This window comes from Dictyoglomus sp. (genome assembly GCA_025060475.1).
GTDB lineage: Bacteria > Dictyoglomota > Dictyoglomia > Dictyoglomales > Dictyoglomaceae > NZ13-RE01.
The window spans coordinates 52,600-69,081 of record JANXBZ010000002.1 but is presented as its reverse complement, the minus strand read 5'-3'; the positions used below and the strand labels follow the sequence as shown (position 1 = coordinate 69,081).

19 protein-coding genes, 1 tRNA gene and 1 riboswitch are annotated in these 16,482 nt (G+C 32.1%); of the genes, 11 read left to right on the top strand and 9 right to left on the bottom strand.

Features of this window, described 5'->3' with window-relative positions; translation table 11 throughout:
- Positions 1-2 precede the first annotated feature (2 nt).
- Positions 3-503, top strand: a complete 501-nt coding sequence (locus NZ841_01470; protein MCS7201435.1) for a 3-isopropylmalate dehydratase small subunit — start codon at positions 3-5, stop codon at positions 501-503.
- A complete protein-coding gene (locus NZ841_01465) occupies positions 504-1,646 on the top strand; it encodes an iron-containing alcohol dehydrogenase (GenBank protein MCS7201434.1) in 1,143 nt (380 codons plus the stop codon).
- Here the strand turns inward: NZ841_01465 and NZ841_01460 are convergent.
- From NZ841_01460 to NZ841_01430, 7 genes are all read right to left on the bottom strand, one after another.
- Positions 1,631-2,320: a glucose-1-phosphate thymidylyltransferase gene (locus NZ841_01460; GenBank protein ID MCS7201433.1), complete on the bottom strand. Its 690-nt coding sequence runs from the start codon at positions 2,318-2,320 to the stop codon at positions 1,631-1,633. The two genes, NZ841_01465 and NZ841_01460, sit on opposite strands and share 16 nt — an antisense overlap.
- Positions 2,304-3,206: a methylenetetrahydrofolate reductase gene (locus tag NZ841_01455; protein ID MCS7201432.1), complete on the bottom strand. Its 903-nt coding sequence runs from the start codon at positions 3,204-3,206 to the stop codon at positions 2,304-2,306. The genes NZ841_01460 and NZ841_01455 overlap by 17 nt, the downstream gene beginning before the upstream one ends.
- Positions 3,203-3,790, bottom strand: coding sequence for a methylenetetrahydrofolate reductase C-terminal domain-containing protein (locus tag NZ841_01450; protein ID MCS7201431.1), 588 nt, complete (start codon positions 3,788-3,790; stop codon positions 3,203-3,205). Before NZ841_01450 ends, NZ841_01455 begins: the two co-directional genes overlap by 4 nt.
- Positions 3,774-4,625, bottom strand: coding sequence for a bifunctional 5,10-methylenetetrahydrofolate dehydrogenase/5,10-methenyltetrahydrofolate cyclohydrolase (locus tag NZ841_01445; protein MCS7201430.1), 852 nt, complete (start codon positions 4,623-4,625; stop codon positions 3,774-3,776). The genes NZ841_01450 and NZ841_01445 overlap by 17 nt, the downstream gene beginning before the upstream one ends.
- Before the next feature lies 1 nt (position 4,626).
- Positions 4,627-6,264, bottom strand: a complete 1,638-nt coding sequence (locus NZ841_01440) for a formate--tetrahydrofolate ligase (protein MCS7201429.1) — start codon at positions 6,262-6,264, stop codon at positions 4,627-4,629.
- Positions 6,261-6,752: a metallophosphoesterase gene (locus tag NZ841_01435; protein MCS7201428.1), complete on the bottom strand. Its 492-nt coding sequence runs from the start codon at positions 6,750-6,752 to the stop codon at positions 6,261-6,263. The genes NZ841_01440 and NZ841_01435 overlap by 4 nt, the downstream gene beginning before the upstream one ends.
- Positions 6,753-6,806: 54 nt before the next feature.
- Positions 6,807-6,895, bottom strand: a tRNA-Ser gene (locus NZ841_01430).
- 61 nt (positions 6,896-6,956) lie between these two features.
- Here NZ841_01430 and NZ841_01425 point away from each other — a divergent pair.
- Positions 6,957-7,754: a sugar phosphate isomerase/epimerase gene (locus NZ841_01425; GenBank protein MCS7201427.1), complete on the top strand. Its 798-nt coding sequence runs from the start codon at positions 6,957-6,959 to the stop codon at positions 7,752-7,754.
- On the opposite strand, the gene aglA is transcribed toward NZ841_01425, so the two are convergent.
- Together aglA and argF are read right to left on the bottom strand one after the other, a co-directional pair.
- Entirely contained in the window at positions 7,723-9,111 is a 1,389-nt protein-coding gene (gene aglA / locus NZ841_01420) for an alpha-glucosidase AglA (protein MCS7201426.1), read from the bottom strand. The genes NZ841_01425 and aglA overlap by 32 nt on opposite strands.
- 40 nt (positions 9,112-9,151) lie before the next feature.
- Positions 9,152-10,081, bottom strand: a complete 930-nt coding sequence (gene argF, locus NZ841_01415; protein MCS7201425.1) for an ornithine carbamoyltransferase — start codon at positions 10,079-10,081, stop codon at positions 9,152-9,154.
- A 122-nt stretch (positions 10,082-10,203) separates the two neighbouring features.
- On the opposite strand from argF, the gene cysE reads away from it, so the two are divergent.
- The 8 genes from cysE (at position 10,204) to thiD (ending at position 16,480) form a co-directional block, all read left to right on the top strand.
- On the top strand, positions 10,204-10,866 hold the full coding sequence (cysE, locus tag NZ841_01410) for a serine O-acetyltransferase (protein MCS7201424.1): 663 nt from the start codon (positions 10,204-10,206) through the stop codon (positions 10,864-10,866).
- 55 nt (positions 10,867-10,921) lie between these two features.
- Positions 10,922-11,040, top strand: a riboswitch (TPP riboswitch).
- Between the two features lie 72 nt (positions 11,041-11,112).
- Positions 11,113-11,307 carry a sulfur carrier protein ThiS gene (thiS, locus tag NZ841_01405; protein ID MCS7201423.1) on the top strand — a complete coding sequence of 65 codons (195 nt, stop codon included), beginning with the start codon at positions 11,113-11,115 and terminating at the stop codon, positions 11,305-11,307.
- A 3-nt stretch (positions 11,308-11,310) separates the two neighbouring features.
- Positions 11,311-12,087, top strand: a complete 777-nt coding sequence (locus NZ841_01400; GenBank protein MCS7201422.1) for a thiazole synthase — start codon at positions 11,311-11,313, stop codon at positions 12,085-12,087.
- Positions 12,084-13,184, top strand: coding sequence for a 2-iminoacetate synthase ThiH (thiH, locus tag NZ841_01395; protein MCS7201421.1), 1,101 nt, complete (start codon positions 12,084-12,086; stop codon positions 13,182-13,184). The genes NZ841_01400 and thiH overlap by 4 nt, the downstream gene beginning before the upstream one ends.
- Entirely contained in the window at positions 13,181-13,789 is a 609-nt protein-coding gene (gene thiF, locus NZ841_01390) for a sulfur carrier protein ThiS adenylyltransferase ThiF (GenBank protein ID MCS7201420.1), read from the top strand. Before thiH ends, thiF begins: the two co-directional genes overlap by 4 nt.
- The gene (gene thiE, locus NZ841_01385; protein ID MCS7201419.1) at positions 13,779-14,447 is read left to right on the top strand and encodes a thiamine phosphate synthase; all 669 of its coding nucleotides are present in this window, start codon (positions 13,779-13,781) and stop codon (positions 14,445-14,447) included. Before thiF ends, thiE begins: the two co-directional genes overlap by 11 nt.
- Entirely contained in the window at positions 14,428-15,678 is a 1,251-nt protein-coding gene (gene thiC, locus NZ841_01380; protein ID MCS7201418.1) for a phosphomethylpyrimidine synthase ThiC, read from the top strand. Before thiE ends, thiC begins: the two co-directional genes overlap by 20 nt.
- Complete coding sequence (thiD, locus tag NZ841_01375; protein ID MCS7201417.1) at positions 15,656-16,480, top strand: bifunctional hydroxymethylpyrimidine kinase/phosphomethylpyrimidine kinase; 825 nt, start codon at positions 15,656-15,658, stop codon at positions 16,478-16,480. Before thiC ends, thiD begins: the two co-directional genes overlap by 23 nt.
- Positions 16,481-16,482 lie beyond the last annotated feature (2 nt).

Here is a 16,482-nt window from a genome sequence, read left to right as displayed (position 1 = left end):
AAATGATATTCGAGGGAAAGGCTCATAAATTTGGAGATGATATAAATACAGATTATATTATATCTGGAAAATATAAATTTAAGTCCTTAGATTTTAATGAAATGGCAAAACATCTACTAGAGGATATTTATCCTAATTTTTATGAAAAGATAACAAAAGGAGATATCTTAGTAGCAGGGAAGAATTTTGGATGTGGATCCTCTCGAGAACAGGCACCTTTGGTAATTAAGCATGCAGGAATAAGCGCAGTCCTCGCAAAAAGCTTTGCAAGAATATTTTTTAGAAATTCTATAAATGTGGGACTTCCTGTACTTGAGTGTAATACAGATTTAATCGAGGATGGAGATTTAATATATTTAGACTTGATTAAAGGTGAAATTTACAATAAGAGTAAAAATATAAAAGTAGAAATATTTTCTCCTCTTCCAGAAATTATGGTAAAGATATTAAAAGAGGGAGGATTAGTAGAATACTTAAAAAAGGAAGGAGATTTTAAATTATAAATGAATCATTTTTCTTTTTACTTTCCTGTAAGAATTAAATTTGGAATAGGAATTTGGGAAAATTTAGCAGAAGAAGCTTTAAAATTTGGAAGAAGATTTTTATTAGTAACAGGAAAGAGACATCTAAAGGAGACAGGAATTTTAGAAAAAATCGAAAAGAGCTTTAACAATTATCAATGTGAATTATTTATATATGATAAAATACCTCCAGAGCCACCCTATTACTTTGTTGATGAAGGTGCAGAAATAATTGAAAATAACAATATTGATGCAGTTATTGGAATCGGTGGAGGTAGTGCTTTAGATATTGCAAAGGCTATTGCTGTAAAATGCAAACTTCCTGATTCTATTTGGAATTATATAGGAGCGGACAAGATTCCAAAAAAAGGTTTACCATGTATTCTTATTCCCACCACAGCAGGTACAGGGAGCGAAGTCACAAGGGTATCCGTCTTGATCAATCCTGAAACAAAAGAAAAATTAAGTATAGCTAGTGACTATCTATATCCTGATGTGGCAATTGTAGATCCCTATCTTACCCTTACTTTACCTCCTGATTATACTGCTTATTCAGGAATAGATGCCTTTATTCATGCATTGGAATCTTTTTTATCTTTGAACAATAATCTTCTTACTGAATCTATATCTTTAAAAGCTATTAAATTAATCTATAGTTACTTACCCCGCGTATATAAAAACGGAGAAAGAATAGATTTAAGAGAAAAAGTTCTTTATGCAAGCACTTTTAGTGGAATAGCATTGACCCTAACAGGACTAGGAGCCATTCATGCCTTAGCTCATCCCGTTGGTGTATTTGGAAATCTTCCCCATGGTCTTTCCACTGCTCTTGTTACTTTGCCCGTCTTAGAATACAATTTAGAGATTCTCTCTCGAGAAAAGCTTATGCTTTTGGGAAGAACTCTTGGAATCTTTTCTATTAGATCTGCAAAGGAAAGAATCTTGAAAAAAGTCAAAGATCTTTTTGATTCTTTAAATATAAGACTAGGACTTAGAAATTATAATATAAAATATGAGGATCTTCCTCTTCTTGCAAAAGAGGGGTTAAAATCAAGATCTATTAAAACTAATCCCCGAGAAATAAGAGAAGAAATATTACTAAATTTACTTCAAAAAGCTTGGTAAGGTTTTATCTCAATTATCTCCAATTCAGGCTTAAATTTTACTATGGAATTGTTAGGTATATATCCTCTCACTGTTGCATTAGGATAAATTAAGACATGTTTTCCCAAAATTGTTCCTGGATTTAATACAGAATTACATCCTGTTTCACTATAATCTCCTATTACTGCGCCAAATTTTCGTAATTTTGTATCTATAATTTGATCATTAATTTTTACTTTAACTGTAGATTCTGGACCAATTTTTAGATTAGAAATCTTGGTACCTGCTCCGAGATTTGTATTATGTCCCAAAATGCTATCTCCCACATAATTAAAATGAGGTGCACTAGAATTATTTAGTAATATACTATTCTTTACTTCAGTAGCATGACCAACCACACAATTATTTCCGATAAAAATATTACCTCTCAAATAAGCACCTTGTCTTATTTCACAATCTTTCCCAATATAGGTGGGACCCTTTATATATACTCCTGGTTCTATTACTGTTCCTTTGCCCACGTAAACAGGTCCCTCTATAAAAACCCCCCCTAAAACTTTTCCATGTATCTCTGGCTTTACATATTTCGATAGAAAAGCAGATAGTTTCAAAAGAGCTTCCCATACAAACTCAACTCCTTCAAAAATTTCTCCTTCAAAATCCTCTAATTCAAAGAAATCAGATGGCTTCAACATTTGAGCTCTCCTCCTTCTTCCATTTAAGCAATCTCAATACCTCTAAAATATCCACTGGTCTGCTAGCTAAAAAATGAATTCCATTTAGAAGTTTACTTTCTTTTATTTTCATACAAAATTCTGCACAAATCTCTATACTTTTTTCTCTTATATCTTTACTCTTTTCTAAGATTTCAATTATCTCTTTTGGAATCTTTATTCCAGGAACTTTATTTATCATATACTCAAACATCTCTTTAGATTTAAAAATAGTAACTCCTGCTAAAATTCTAGGCTCCCAGTCTTTTATTTTTTCTCTCGTCCTCTCAATCAATGAAAGATCATAAAATAATTGGGATTGGAAAAATTCTGCTCCTGCTCTATGCTTTCTTTCCAATTTAGATATCTCCAAATCTAAGGGCTCTAAGTTAGGATTAAAGACTGCACCCAAGAAAAACTCAGGAGCTCCACTCAATTTTTTCCCAGCAGAATCCCTTCCTTCACATAAATTTTTTATAAACTGAAGAATATTTATTGCATCAATATCAAAAACAGGTTTTGCATCTTTCATTATTCCTGTTGTAGTGTAATCTCCTGTTAATACTAATACATTTCTAATTCCTAATACATACGCACTTAAAACCTCTCCTTGAATAGCAACTCTATTTCTATCCCGTGAAGTTATTTGAAAAATAGGTTCAATACCTTCCTTGAGAAGAAGATAACTTCCTACTAATGATGTTATTCTTACTCCTACATTTTGAAAATCTGTCACGTTTAAGGCATCTAAACTATCTTTTAGTAATAAACTTCCCTTAATAAAGGATTCTAGATTTGTACCTCTTGGAGGAGTAACTTCTGCTGTTATTACAAAATTTCCAGACAATAACTTATCTTTAAAGGTCATTCTTGCAATAAGATTTTACTAAATTTTTTGGGTGGAATTATATCCTTTATCTCTCCTTTATTTTTAAAAAGAATTATAAAAGGACATATTCTTTCTCTAAATACCTCACAATAACCATCTCTTGCTCCTCCACAGGGACCATTTCTCATTTTTTTAGGACAAAGTCTTTCTATGCATAAATTACCTACATAATGAATCCAACATTCTCCACAAGCAGAACATAACCTTGCAAAACTTCCCAATTTTCTCTCCAATTCTATCTTTAAGGTATTTACAGCAGGAATAACCTTTGAATTTATAAGCGATGACAAAACTTGAGGCAATCCCCCACAAGTAAAGGTAAGAACAAAATTTGAAGAAATAAAGTTTTCTTCTAAAATTTTTCTTAAAGAATTAATGTTACAGTACTTAGGTTCTAAATTAATAATACCTAATATTTTAATCCCATGCCCTTCCAAGAACTCTTTTATTTTTATATTTTTCCTATCAATCTCTTCTCCTCCACAACTATTACAACTAAATACAAAGACCTCTTTTCCTATAAAACTTTCTATTTCCTCCCATTCTTTAATTTCCAGTTTCATTTTTTCTTACAGCCTCCAGTAAATTTTTAGCTAAAACTCTAACAGTAATAACCCCTACTCCTCCAGGAACAGGAGTTATTGCTTTTACCTTTTCTTTAACCCTCTCAAAATCTACATCCCCCACTAATTTTCCATCTACTATATTGGTCCCAATATCTATCAAAATACTTTCTTCCCTTATCATTTCCTCGTTAATTATACCAGCCTTTCCCACTGCTGAGACAACAATCTCTGCTCTTTTTGTATAAAGAGAGAGATCCTTTGTCTTTGAATGACATAGAGTTACTGTGGCATTTCTTTTTAAAAAAAGCAATGACAAAGGTCTTCCTACAGAGATACTTCTTCCTATTATTACTGTATCTTTTCCTTCTAAGGAAATATTATAGTAATCTAAAAGCTCCATAACTGCCAATGGTGTACATGGAATAAAGCATTCTTCTCCTGCAAACAATTTTCCCAAGTTTATATAACTTAAACCTTCAATATCTTTCTCCTCAGGTAAAAAAGCATAAGCCCTGGAACTTTCAAGATGAGCAGGAAGAGGTCTTAACAGCAAAATTCCATGAATATTTCTATTTTCTCTAAGTTCTCTATAAATATCCATTAATTCTTGGAAAGAAATCTTTTCATTATAATTTCTTTCATCTACTTTAATTTCTAATTTCTCAAATACCTTTTTAATACTTTTTAAATAAGCTTCTGCTTCTTTATCTTCTCCAATCTTTAAAACTGTAAGGGTAGGAAAAATTTTTTTCTCTTTTAACTCTATAACTTCTTCCTTAATTCTCTTCTCTAATGCATCTGCACAAGGTTTTCCCCATAATATCTCTACCATTTTAATCTCCTACCTTTATATTTCCAAATTCATCTATATTCATCTTTAAAGCAGATGGAATCTTAGGAAACCCTGGCATAGTCAAAATATCACCTGTATATACTACTACAAAGCCTGCTCCACCCCAGACTTCTAATCTGTTCACATTAATGATAAAATTCTCTGGCTTTCCCAAAAGCTTAGGATTATCAGAAAGAGAAAATTGAGTTTTTGCTATACATATGGGTAAATTATTGAATCCCCATTTATATATTCTTTCTAAATCCTCTTTTGCGGAATCACTAAATATTACTTTTTCTGCAGAATACACTTTTGTTGCAACTTTTTCAATTTTAGATTCATAAGATTCTTCTAAGGCGTACAGATTATTAAAGCCATTAGGATCTTCCTTTATAGCATTTAAAACCTCTATAGCCAAATTAATTCCTCCCTCTCCTCCTTTATTGAAGACTTCAGAGATTGCATATCTTAAATTTCTTTCTTTAAGTATTTCTTCGAGAATTTCGATTTCCCTCTGGGAATCAAAGGGAAATTTATTTACTGCAATAACTAAAGGTAAATGAAAAATTTCTTTAATTATATAAACATGATGAAGTAGATTAGGAATACCTTTTTTTAATGCATCAATATTTTCCTTATCTAAATCTCTTTTTTTAGCTCCACCATGAAACTTTAAAGCTCTAATAGAGACCACTAATACCACACAAGATGGATTTATCTCTCCAATCCTGCATTTAATATTTAGAAATTTTTCTCCTCCTAAGTCTGAACCGAATCCTGCTTCTGTAACTACATAATCAGAAAGCTTTAAAGCTAATTTTGTAGCTATAAGAGAATTACAACCATGAGCAATATTCGCAAAAGGACCACCATGAATAAAAGCAGGAGTGCCCTCTTGAGATTGAACTAAATTGGGAGATAAAGCATCCTTTAAAAGAATACACATGGCATCTTCTGCCTTTAGATCCTTACAAAAAACAGGATTTCCCTCACTATTAATCCCAATAATAATATTTTCTAACCTTTCTTTTAAATCCTTTAAGTTTTTTGCTAAAGATAATATGGCCATGATCTCCGAAGCTGCAGTTATTTCAAAACCATCCTCTCGAGGAAAACCATTTTTCTTTCCCCCAAGTCCACTTATTATAAATCTTAATTGTCTATCATTCATATCTATACATCTTTTCCACAGAATTTGTCTTGTATCTATTCTCAATTCATTTCCATGATAAACATGATTATCAATCAAAGCTGATAAAAGATTATGAGCAGAAGATACTGCATGAATATCTCCTGTAAAATGCAAATTGATCTCTAAATCGGGAACAACCTTTGCCTTTCCGCCTCCAACAGCTCCTCCTTTAACCCCAAAAAATGGACCTAAAGAAGGTTCTCTTAAGCAAATCATTGTTTTTTTCCCTAATAAGGATAAGGCATCTCCTAAACCTATCGTTGTTGTGGTTTTTCCCTCTCCTGCAGGCGTAGGATTTATAGAGGTAATTAAAATTAATTTACCATCAGGTTTATCCTGTAAAAACTTTAAAAGACTCCAATTAACCTTTGCAATATACCATCCATAAGGTTGATAATTCTCCTCACCTATATTCAAATACTCGGCAATTTCACTAATCTTCTTCATAATTCTACAATTTCTCCCCAAACCTTATCTTTATCCACATAGAGAAACCCAATAGAATTTTTCGTGGTAAAAATTTTATCAGTAGGAGAGCCAGGGTTAAAGAAAAATATATCCTCATCCCATTCCATTAAGGCATGATGAGTATGGCCAAAAACTATAGCCTTAACTTCCTCTCCTAAAAACTCTTTTTTTATTCTTTCCTTTATTCCAAAAGGACTTCCTCCGCCGTGAATTAATCCAATTTTTATATTCTCTACTTCTATAATTCTTTTTACTGGAAATTTTTTCTTAACTTCTAAGGAATCCATATTTCCTTGCACTCCATATACAGGGGCTATTTTTTCCAATTCTTTTAAAAAGAATAACTCCTCCCAGTCTCCTGCATGAAGGATCATTTCAACTCCGTGTAATTTTTCCAAAATAATAGGAGGTAAAAAAGGAGAACGAGAAGGAAGATGCGTGTCAGATATTACACCGATTTTAACCATATAAATTACCTCCATGAAAAAAATAAATAAAAGAATTATTAAAAATTAAAAAGTTGGCGGGGAGGGTGGGACTCGAACCCACATGGCCACGAGGGCCTTACCGGTTTTCAAGACCGGCCCCTTGCCAATTCGGACACCTCCCCTTTGTGTTTTCATTATATCATAGTATATAATTAGAAAAAAGTTTTTTGAGAGAAAAAAATAATGTTTATCTCATGTTCCACTGCAAGTTTTTTGGATCCAGAAAGTAGTCCTGAAGAGAAAGTAAAAGCAACTATATTTGCAATGGAAAAGATTATCTCTTCAGGATACATGGGGGTTGAATTATTCATAGCAAAAGTTTTTGACGAAGAGATGATTAACTTGATATTGTATGAGTCTCTAAAATACCAAGGAAAGATAGTTACTCTCCATTCTCCTAAAAATATTCTCCATAAATCCTTTAAGGATATATTTCCATCTTTAAGTAGGTTGATAAAAAAAGCAGGTGAACATAATATTCCAGTAATTGTACTCCATCCTCCTTTTAGATCTGATGTAAACTCCCTCTTAAAAACAATTTTTCCCATATTTGATAAAATGGTAGAGTATTCTATGAAATATAACGTAACATTAACAATTGAGAATGTACCTTATCTTCCTAATCCCCCTCTATTTTTTGAAAATCTCATCAATAGATATTCCAAAAATGTGGGAATAACTATAGATACCGAATATCTTTTCTCTACAGAATTTTCTCTTGATAAATATCCTGTGAGTATTTTAAAGTTTTTAAAAAATATTCATGTAAGAGACTACGATGGACAAAGTTTTGATGATGAAGGAAAAAGAAAATATTTAAGATTGGGAGAAGGAAATATAGAATTTTCTAAAATATTTAATAGATTAAAAGAAATAGATTATAATGGACCTCTTACCATAGAGACCTCTTTTAAGAATCCTTTGGAAGACCTAAATTATAGTAAAGAATTTATTTATAATGCTCTTTCATCTCCTTATTAAAGGGTAAATTTAAAATTTCTTCAATAACTCCCTTTACCTGTTCATAGGATTTTGTTCTTGGATCTCTTATTAAAATCTCTTCAAGAACTTTTCTATCCCCAGTTATAAATGCTTCTAAAGCAAATTCCATTCTCATAATTCTCGGGATAAGAAAGAATTTTTTGATTCGTGAGGTTAAATCAGGAGAAATATTTTCAGGATGAATTCCCTCTTTATCAACCCATACAGGAACTTCAACTACAATATCCCTAGGAATTTCGGAAATAATTCCATTATTAGGAATATTTAATATTAACCTTGTTCTTTTATTATTTTCTATTGCATTTATAAAGGGGATTTGTTGCTCTCCACTTAATTCTTTCTTTCCAATTTCTGGAAAGATTTGAGAAAGTTTTATTTCATCATTTTTTGATAATTCTATTAAACTTCTCTTTAAAGCTCTTAAAGTTTCATAAAATTTAGGTCTTTCCACTTCATTATCTATTCCTCCAAATTTTCCATACCATTTTCTTTTTGTCTCAAGATTATAATGATATTTCCAAGAACCATTTCTAGGAGTATCACCAATAGGAAGCATCCCGTAAAATTTATACATGTCTATACTCGCGGGACTAAGCTGAACATCCCAAGGGTTCCTCGGTTCCCATTCTAAAGATTTTTCTTCTATCCATTTATCAAGAAGAGGATAAGCATTTTTACCCTCATATAAAAATCTATTAAGCCATATTCCATGATTTACTCCTGCTACTTGCCAATCAACTTTATTAGGATCTAAGCCTAAGGCATGAATCACATCAAATACTCCTCCATATCCATGACAAAAACCTATAATTTTCGCATTGGTTTGTCTTAAAACCAGTTGAGTAATCTCAAAAACAGGATTTGCAGTTTGTAAAATAAACGCCTTGGGAGAATATTTCTCTACAGCCCTTGCTATTTCAAGGGACATTTTTAATTGATTAAATCCCCCAATAGTATAATAATCTGAAACCATATTAAATTCCTGACTATCTATTCCCCTATAATATCCATATTTCTCTCCCACGTCTCTCATAATTTCATATTGAACATATCCATCCTCATGCCCTTCTGCACGAGCCAAAGCAGTATTTATAACGTAATTCGCTCCCTCTAAAGCTTCTTGAAGTTTATTTGTTTTTTCAATCTTTAAAGAGGAAGAAAACTCATCATTTAACCTCTTAGAAAGTCTAAAGACTGCATCTAATCTTTCTTCGTCAATATCCATCAAAGAAACAAAAGAGTCTTGTAATTCTTTTATTTTACAAAGATCAGAAATAAGAGTTAAGGTATATCTTACACTTCCAGCCCCAATAAAAGCAATCTTAATATTAGCCATACTTAGCCTCCTTTAAAAATATTGTTCTTGTATTTTTATTTTATATTAAAAGAGCTAATATTGCCTTTTGAACATGAAGCCTATTCTCCGCCTGATCAAAAACAATAGAATTTGGACCATCCATTACATCATTAGTAATTTCTTCTCCTCTATGAGCAGGAAGACAATGCATAACTATTACATCCTCTTTTGCTAAAGAAAGAAGTTTACTATTTAACTGATAAGGAGGAAAGGTTTTGAGTCTTTTTTCTCTTTCTTCTTCTTGTCCCATACTTATCCATACATCAGTATAAAGAACATCTGCATCTTTAACTGCTTCTTTAGGATCTTCTATAATTTCAATTCTGGCTCCAGTTTTTTTTGAAATTTCTTTTGCTCTTTTTAAAATCTCTAAATTAGGATAAAAATCTTTAGGTGAAGAACAAATTACATCCATTCCCAATATACTCCCACAAAGTATAAGAGAATTAGCTACATTATTTCCATCTCCAAGATAAACAATTTTTAATCTCCCCTCGCCCTTTTTTTCTCGAATAGTAAAATAATCTGAAAGAATCTGGCAAGGATGTTCCAAATCGGAAAGTCCATTAATAACAGGTATCTTAGAATATCTTGCTAATTCTTCTAGAGTGGTATGAGAGAATACCCTTGCCATTATTCCATCCACATATCTTTCTAATACCCTTGCAGTATCGGAAAGAGTTTCTCCTCTCTTTAGCTGTAAATCTTGAGCATTTAAATATAATGGGTAGCCTCCCAATTGATAGACCCCGACCTCAAAGGAGATTCTTGTTCTCGTAGAAGGTTTCTCAAAAAAGAGTGCTACCGTTTTCCCCCTTAGATAATCAGTTTGTTTTTTGCCTGCATAGAAATCAATTTTAAAATTTTTTGCCAAAAAATATATCTCTTCTATTTCTTCTCTATTAAGATCAGATATAGAGAGTAAATCTCTCCCTTTTAAATTTGGCATCTTTCTCCCTCCTTGAATTTTGAAATATATTCTTAATTATAATCAAAACTTTACAAAATAAAAATTTATGTTAAAATAATTTACACTAAAAAAGTATTAATTGAGGTGAATAAATGAGAAAAATATGGGAAACCATAAAAGCGGATTATAAAGCTATATTTGAAAAAGATCCTGCAGCAAAAAATTTTCTCGAAGTAATCCTCTGTTATCCAGGTTTTCATGCAATACTTATTCACAGATTTGCCCATTTTCTCTGGAAAATGAAAATTCCAGTAATTCCAAGATTAATTTCCCATATTTCAAGGTTTCTAACGGGAATAGAAATACATCCAGGTGCAAAAATTGGGAAGGGATTCTTTATAGATCATGGAATGGGAGTAGTAATTGGAGAAACCACAGAAATTGGAGATAATGTTCTTCTATATCAAGGAGTAACCCTTGGAGGAACAGGAAGAGAAAAAGGAAAAAGGCATCCCACTATTGGAAATAATGTAGTCATTGGAGCAGGAGCAAAAATCTTAGGTCCCATAACTATTGGAGATAATGTTAGAATTGGAGCAGGTTCTGTGGTATTAAAATCTGTTCCTCCTAACTGTACTGTAGTTGGAGTTCCTGGAAGAATAATAATTCAAAATGGAAAAAAGGTTGAGAATGATGCTTTAGCTCATGGAAATTTACCAGACCCCTATTCTCAAATAATAGAGGATTTAACCATAAGAATTTTACATCTTGAAAAGAAAATAGAGGAATTAGAGTCGATAGTTAATAAATTAAAAGCAACTTAGGTAATATTTTCCTTGCACTTTCTTTCCTTTGACATTATAATAAATTGAAAATTTAAGATTATATTAGGGGAGCTGAGGGGATAAGCTCGGCTGAGAGGAGGTCTAGTATCCCGACCTCGACCCTTAGAACCTGATCCGGGTAATACCGGCGGAGGGAAATAGTATGAAAATATTGAAAATTTTTAAAAGACCGCTTCGGTATTCCCAGCGGTCTTTTTTTTATATCAAAAAAGGAGTGACAAGAAGATGAAAATTTACGTAAATGATATGGAAATAAACTTTGAGGGAAGTATAAAGGAACTTCTTGAGCATCTTAATTATAATTCAGAAAGAATAGCAATTCTTATTAATGGCGAAATTATAAAAAGAGATCAGTGGGGAACATATAAACTAAAAGAAAAAGACTATATCGAGATTGTTACATTAGTAGGTGGAGGGTAAAGTATGAGCTTTATAGTAGGTGGAAAATCAATTAAAAATAGACTTTTTGTGGGAACAGGAAAACTTCCAGATTATAGCATTTTAAAAAGAATATACGAAGAGCTAAATATAGAAGTCTTTGCAGTAGCAGTAAGAAGAATAAATCCGGAAAAAGGAAAAGGATATTCGGTTCTTGACTTTCTTCCTAAAGAAGCAGTAATCATGATAAATACTTCTGGAGCACGAAATTATAAAGAAGCAGTAAAAATTGCCATGATTGGAAGAGAAATTACAAATTCAGATTGGATAAAAATCGAAATATCGGGAGAACTGAAATATCTTCTTCCAGACAATGAGGAAACCTTGAAAGCAGCGGAAATTCTAGTAAAAGAAGGATTTAAGGTCTTTCCATATATCTTTCCCGATCTTGTTCTTGCAAAGAAACTAGAAGACATAGGTGTCTCTGCTGTAATGCCCCTTGGATCTCCTATTGGGAGCAATAAGGGAATCGATTGTGAACTCTTACTTAAAGCTATTATAAATGAAATAAACATTCCTGTAATAATTGATGCAGGAATAGGAAGACCCTCCCATGCAGCAAAAGCCATGGAACTTGGAGCAGACGCTGTACTTATAAATACTGCCATTGCTACATCTCCTGATCCTTTCTCCATGACAAAGGCTTTTAGTATGGCGGTTTCTGCAGGAAGATTAGCCTATGAAATTGGACTTCCAAAGGAACAAGAACATGCATCTCCTTCTTCACCTTTAACTGATCTTATAAGAGGTGAAACAAAGTGATAGAAGAGGTTTTAAAAGAAGCAGACAAAATTTTAAAAGAGAGAAATCAGAAAACTAGCATAGAGAATTTCCTTTTTAAAGAGAAACTTTCTCCCTATGAGCTTTTAATTTTACTTTTAGATGATAATGATGAAAATCTTTATCTCATGGCAGAAGTATCTAAAAAAATAACAGAAAGATATTTTGGAAAAGTAATAAATCTTTTTACTCCACTTTATCTTTCTAACTACTGTACCTGTGGATGTTCTTATTGTGGATTTTCCATGGAAAACAGAAATCTGAAAAGAATAAAACTTAACGAAGAAGAAATTTTAAAAGAGCTTAAAACCATTAAGTCTTTTGGCATAGATAGCATTCTTCTTCTTACTGGATGTGACATGATAAATACTCCTTTTGAATATATTCTTTCTGGGGTAAAAATAGCAAAAGATATGTTTTCTGAAGTAGCAGTTGAAGTTTACTCTTTAAAGGAAGAAGAATACAAAATATTAGCTCAAAATGGGCTTACTGGGGTAACCCAATATCAGGAAACTTATAATAAAGAGGTTTACGATAAACTTCATCCTTATGGACCTAAAAGAGATTATTATTATCGCTTATATACTCAAGAGAGAGCATTAAAGGGAGGAGTGAAGGAAGTAACCTTAGGAGTCCTTTTAGGATTAAATGATCCCATAGAAGATGTTTTTAAGATGATCCTTCATGCAGAATATCTTATGAAAAAGTTTCCTAACGCTGAGATAAATGTATCCTTTCCAAGATTTCGCCCTGCAGGAACGAATTTTAAGGAAAGCTTTAAAATTACAGATAAAATGATGTTGAGGTTTATTTTTTCTGCCAGAATTTATTTAAAAAATGTCGGTATTCCTTTATCAACGCGTGAAAATTCTAAGTTCCGTGATGCTCTTATAGGTTATGGTATTACAAAGATGTCCGCAGGATCAAAAACCTGCGTAGGAGGTTATTCTAAAGAGTATTATTCAGGAAATCAATTTGAGAATGAGGATAAAAGAAGTGTAGAGGAGATAATTGAGGTAATAAAAAGAAAAGGGTATCGCCCTGAATTTACCAACTGGGTTAAGGGGGTAGTTGCATGACAGATTTTCATAGTATGCTTCTAGAATACTTTTCAGAGGACGATCTAAGAAAGATAGAAAACATAAAAGTTGTAATTGTAGGATGCGGAGGTCTGGGATCAAATGCTGCTATTACACTAGCAAGAACGGGATTTTCCAATTTTATTTTAGTAGATTTTGATAAAGTAGAGCTTTCTAATTTAAATAGGCAGTTTTATTTTTTTCATCAAATAGGAATGCCTAAGGTTCTTGCTTTGAAAGAAAATATCTTACTCATAAATAAAAACTGTAATATCATTACCTATCAATTAAAAATAAACGAAGAAAATGCAAGAAATATCCTTTCTCAAGGAGATATTATCTTTGAGGGAGTAGATAAAGCAGAAGTAAAAATTCTTCTTCTAGAAACTGCCTTATCCTTAGGAAAAAAAATAGTTATGGCGTCAGGAGTGTGTGGTTATGGAGATTCTGAAAATATCATCATAAAAAGATTAAAAAATTTATCTGTTATTGGTGATTTTGTTAGTGATAACACAAGATTTCGCCCCTTAGCTCCAAAGGTCATAGCAGTTTCTAGTATGCAATGTGATGAACTTTTAAGGATGGTGCTTATTGATGAAAAATGAAAAATTATATTATTTTAAAAAACCAAATCTTTATTGTATTACCGCGGAAAACTTTTCCTTGGGTAGAAAGAATATAGAAGTAGTAGAAATAATGCTTGATGCAGGAGTAAAAATTATACAGTACAGAGAAAAAAAGAAAAGTTTAAGAGAAAAATATAAAGAAGCACTTGCTTTAAGAGATCTTACCCTTAAATATAAAGCTGTTCTCATAATAAATGATCATTTAGATTTATGTAAAATGGTGGAGGGAGACGGAGTACATTTAGGACAAGATGATTATCCCCTTTCTTCTGCAAGAGAATTTCTTGGAGAAAATTATATAATCGGAATAACTGTTCACAATAAAGAACAGGTTATAAAAGCTTATGAAGAAGGAGCAGACTATATAGGACTTGGTCCCATATTTGAGAGCTATACGAAGGAAAATCCTCATCCGCCCATAGGACTTGAAATCTTAAAATGGGCGACTTCCCATATAAATATTCCTATTGTTGCCATAGGAGGAATAAATGAGCATAATCTTCCTTTGGTTTTAAAAAATGGTGGAAAATGTATTGCTATGGTAAGAGAGATTGTATCATCGGAAAATATTAAAGAAAAGATAGAAAAAATTTTTAAAATTCTGGAGGAGTATGAGCATGGAAAAAACAATTCTTGAGAAAGCAAAGGAAAAAATTACAACCCTTGAAATGGAACTTTCTCTAATAAATGAAGAAATATCGATAGAAAAACTAATTTCTAATATCTCCGAGGGAAAGACGGTCATCCCCGCTAATAAAAATCGAAAAAGAAATAAATATTTTGCCATTGGAAAGGATTGTACTGTTAAAATAAATGCGAATATAGGTGTGACTGCTGAGTATTCTTCATTTGATATAGAACTCAAGAAAGCAGAACTTTGTGAAAAATATGGTGTAGAATCCGTAATGGATCTTTCTTGCGGAAAATATGCTAAATCCTTTAAAGAGAAACTTTTGAAAGAATTTAATTTTATAGTAGGAAGTGTACCTGTTTATGATCTTGCCATAAGAGCAAAAGATTTTACAAAAACAAAATCAAAGGATTTTCTTGAAGTATTAGAAGAGCATGTAGAGATGGGTGTAGATTTTGTTACTATTCATGCAGGATTAAATATGGAGTTAATAGAAAAGATAAAAACTTCTCAAAGAATTTTAAATATTGTATCCCGTGGTGGATCTATGATTTATAAATGGATGTTAGAGAATAACAAGGAAAATCCATATTATGAATATTTTGATGAGGTACTTAAAATATTAAAAAAATATGATGCTGTGATTAGTATAGGAGATGCTTTAAGACCTGGTTGTATCTTTGATTCCTTTGATCCTTTACAGATAGAAGAAACTATAATTGTAAGCAAACTTGCAAAGAAAGCAAGAGACTTTGGAGTTCAAGTAATTATTGAGGGGCCAGGACATATGAGAGCAGATGAGATAACAGCTAGTGTAAAGTTTATTAAAAGGTTATGTAATGATGCTCCCCTGTATGTTCTCGGACCTCTCACTACTGATATTGCTGCAGGTTACGACCATATTTCAGGAAGTATGGGAGCTTTAATTTCAGCTTTAAGCGGAGCAGACTTTCTTTGTTATGTAACTCCAGCAGAACATTTGAGACTTCCTGACTTAGAAGATGTAAAAGAGGGTATTATTGCCTTTAAGATTGCTGCCCATAGTGCTAATCTGGTAAGAGGATTTAAAAGAGCACTAATTAAAGATCTTGAAATCTCAAAAGCAAGAAGAGACCTAGATTGGGAAAGAATAATTGAATATTCTATAGATCCTGAAAGGGCAAAGAAATATAGAGAAAATTTAGAAGATACCTGCTCTATGTGTGGTGAACTTTGTGCCATCAAAAACAGTAGATAATATAAAAAAGATTCTTGTAATAGCAGGATATGATCCTTCAGGAGGAGCAGGTTTACTTTCTGACCTGAAGACCATACATTCTCTTGGAGGATATGCATTATGTATACCTACTTGTTTAACCATTCAAGACACCCAAAAGGTCTACGAAGTATTTAAAATAGATGAGAAGATAATACTAAAAAATCTTGAAATAATTCTTTCCGACTGTATGATAGACGCGGTAAAAATTGGTGTTCTATATTCAAAAAACATTATCAGTATTGTTTGCAACATAATTAAAAAATATAATCTTAAAAATATTGTCCTTGATCCCATTATAAGACCAACAACAGGAGTTTCTCTCCTTGAGGAGTCTGCCTTAGAAGAATTAAAAAACCTAATTTCTCTTTGTGACATTATTACTCCGAATATTCCCGAAGCAGAGATTCTCACAAAAATTAAAATAAAAAATATAGAAGATGCAAAACTCTCTGCCAAAATCTTAAGAGAACTCGGAGCAAAAACTGTAGTAATAAAGGGAGGGCACTGGGAGGGAGAAAAGATTATTGATATTCTCTTCAAAGATAATAATTTTTACATAAAATCCAGTAAAAGAATAAACACCGAAAAAGAAGTACATGGAACGGGTTGTACTTTCTCTTCAGCTTTAGCTACTTTCTTGGCCATGGGTTATGATTACTACAGTGCCTTTTTGAAGACAAAAAACTATATAATAAAAAGCATTAAAAATGCTATAAATATTGGGAAAGGGAAAAAAATAATCAATATATCCTTTGACAAGTCAGCTCCTCTTAGGATATAAAA

Excerpts from the sequence above, each read along its gene's own strand:
- NZ841_01450 (MCS7201431.1), bottom strand. The coding sequence starts at position 3,790 with ATGAAACTGGAAATTAAAGAATGGGAGGAAATAGAAAGTTTTATAGGA.
- NZ841_01425 (MCS7201427.1), top strand. The coding sequence starts at position 6,957 with ATGTTTATCTCATGTTCCACTGCAAGTTTTTTGGATCCAGAAAGTAGT.
- NZ841_01445 (MCS7201430.1), bottom strand. The coding sequence starts at position 4,625 with ATGGTAGAGATATTATGGGGAAAACCTTGTGCAGATGCATTAGAGAAG.
- aglA (MCS7201426.1), bottom strand. The coding sequence starts at position 9,111 with ATGGCTAATATTAAGATTGCTTTTATTGGGGCTGGAAGTGTAAGATAT.
- NZ841_01435 (MCS7201428.1), bottom strand. The coding sequence starts at position 6,752 with ATGGTTAAAATCGGTGTAATATCTGACACGCATCTTCCTTCTCGTTCT.
- NZ841_01400 (MCS7201422.1), top strand. The coding sequence starts at position 11,311 with ATGAGCTTTATAGTAGGTGGAAAATCAATTAAAAATAGACTTTTTGTG.
- thiS (MCS7201423.1), top strand. The coding sequence starts at position 11,113 with ATGAAAATTTACGTAAATGATATGGAAATAAACTTTGAGGGAAGTATA.
- argF (MCS7201425.1), bottom strand. The coding sequence starts at position 10,081 with ATGCCAAATTTAAAAGGGAGAGATTTACTCTCTATATCTGATCTTAAT.
- NZ841_01465 (MCS7201434.1), top strand. The coding sequence starts at position 504 with ATGAATCATTTTTCTTTTTACTTTCCTGTAAGAATTAAATTTGGAATA.
- NZ841_01455 (MCS7201432.1), bottom strand. The coding sequence starts at position 3,206 with ATGACCTTTAAAGATAAGTTATTGTCTGGAAATTTTGTAATAACAGCA.
- NZ841_01470 (MCS7201435.1), top strand. The coding sequence starts at position 3 with ATGATATTCGAGGGAAAGGCTCATAAATTTGGAGATGATATAAATACA.
- thiC (MCS7201418.1), top strand. The coding sequence starts at position 14,428 with ATGGAAAAAACAATTCTTGAGAAAGCAAAGGAAAAAATTACAACCCTT.
- thiE (MCS7201419.1), top strand. The coding sequence starts at position 13,779 with ATGAAAAATGAAAAATTATATTATTTTAAAAAACCAAATCTTTATTGT.
- thiF (MCS7201420.1), top strand. The coding sequence starts at position 13,181 with ATGACAGATTTTCATAGTATGCTTCTAGAATACTTTTCAGAGGACGAT.
- NZ841_01460 (MCS7201433.1), bottom strand. The coding sequence starts at position 2,320 with ATGTTGAAGCCATCTGATTTCTTTGAATTAGAGGATTTTGAAGGAGAA.
- NZ841_01440 (MCS7201429.1), bottom strand. The coding sequence starts at position 6,264 with ATGAAGAAGATTAGTGAAATTGCCGAGTATTTGAATATAGGTGAGGAG.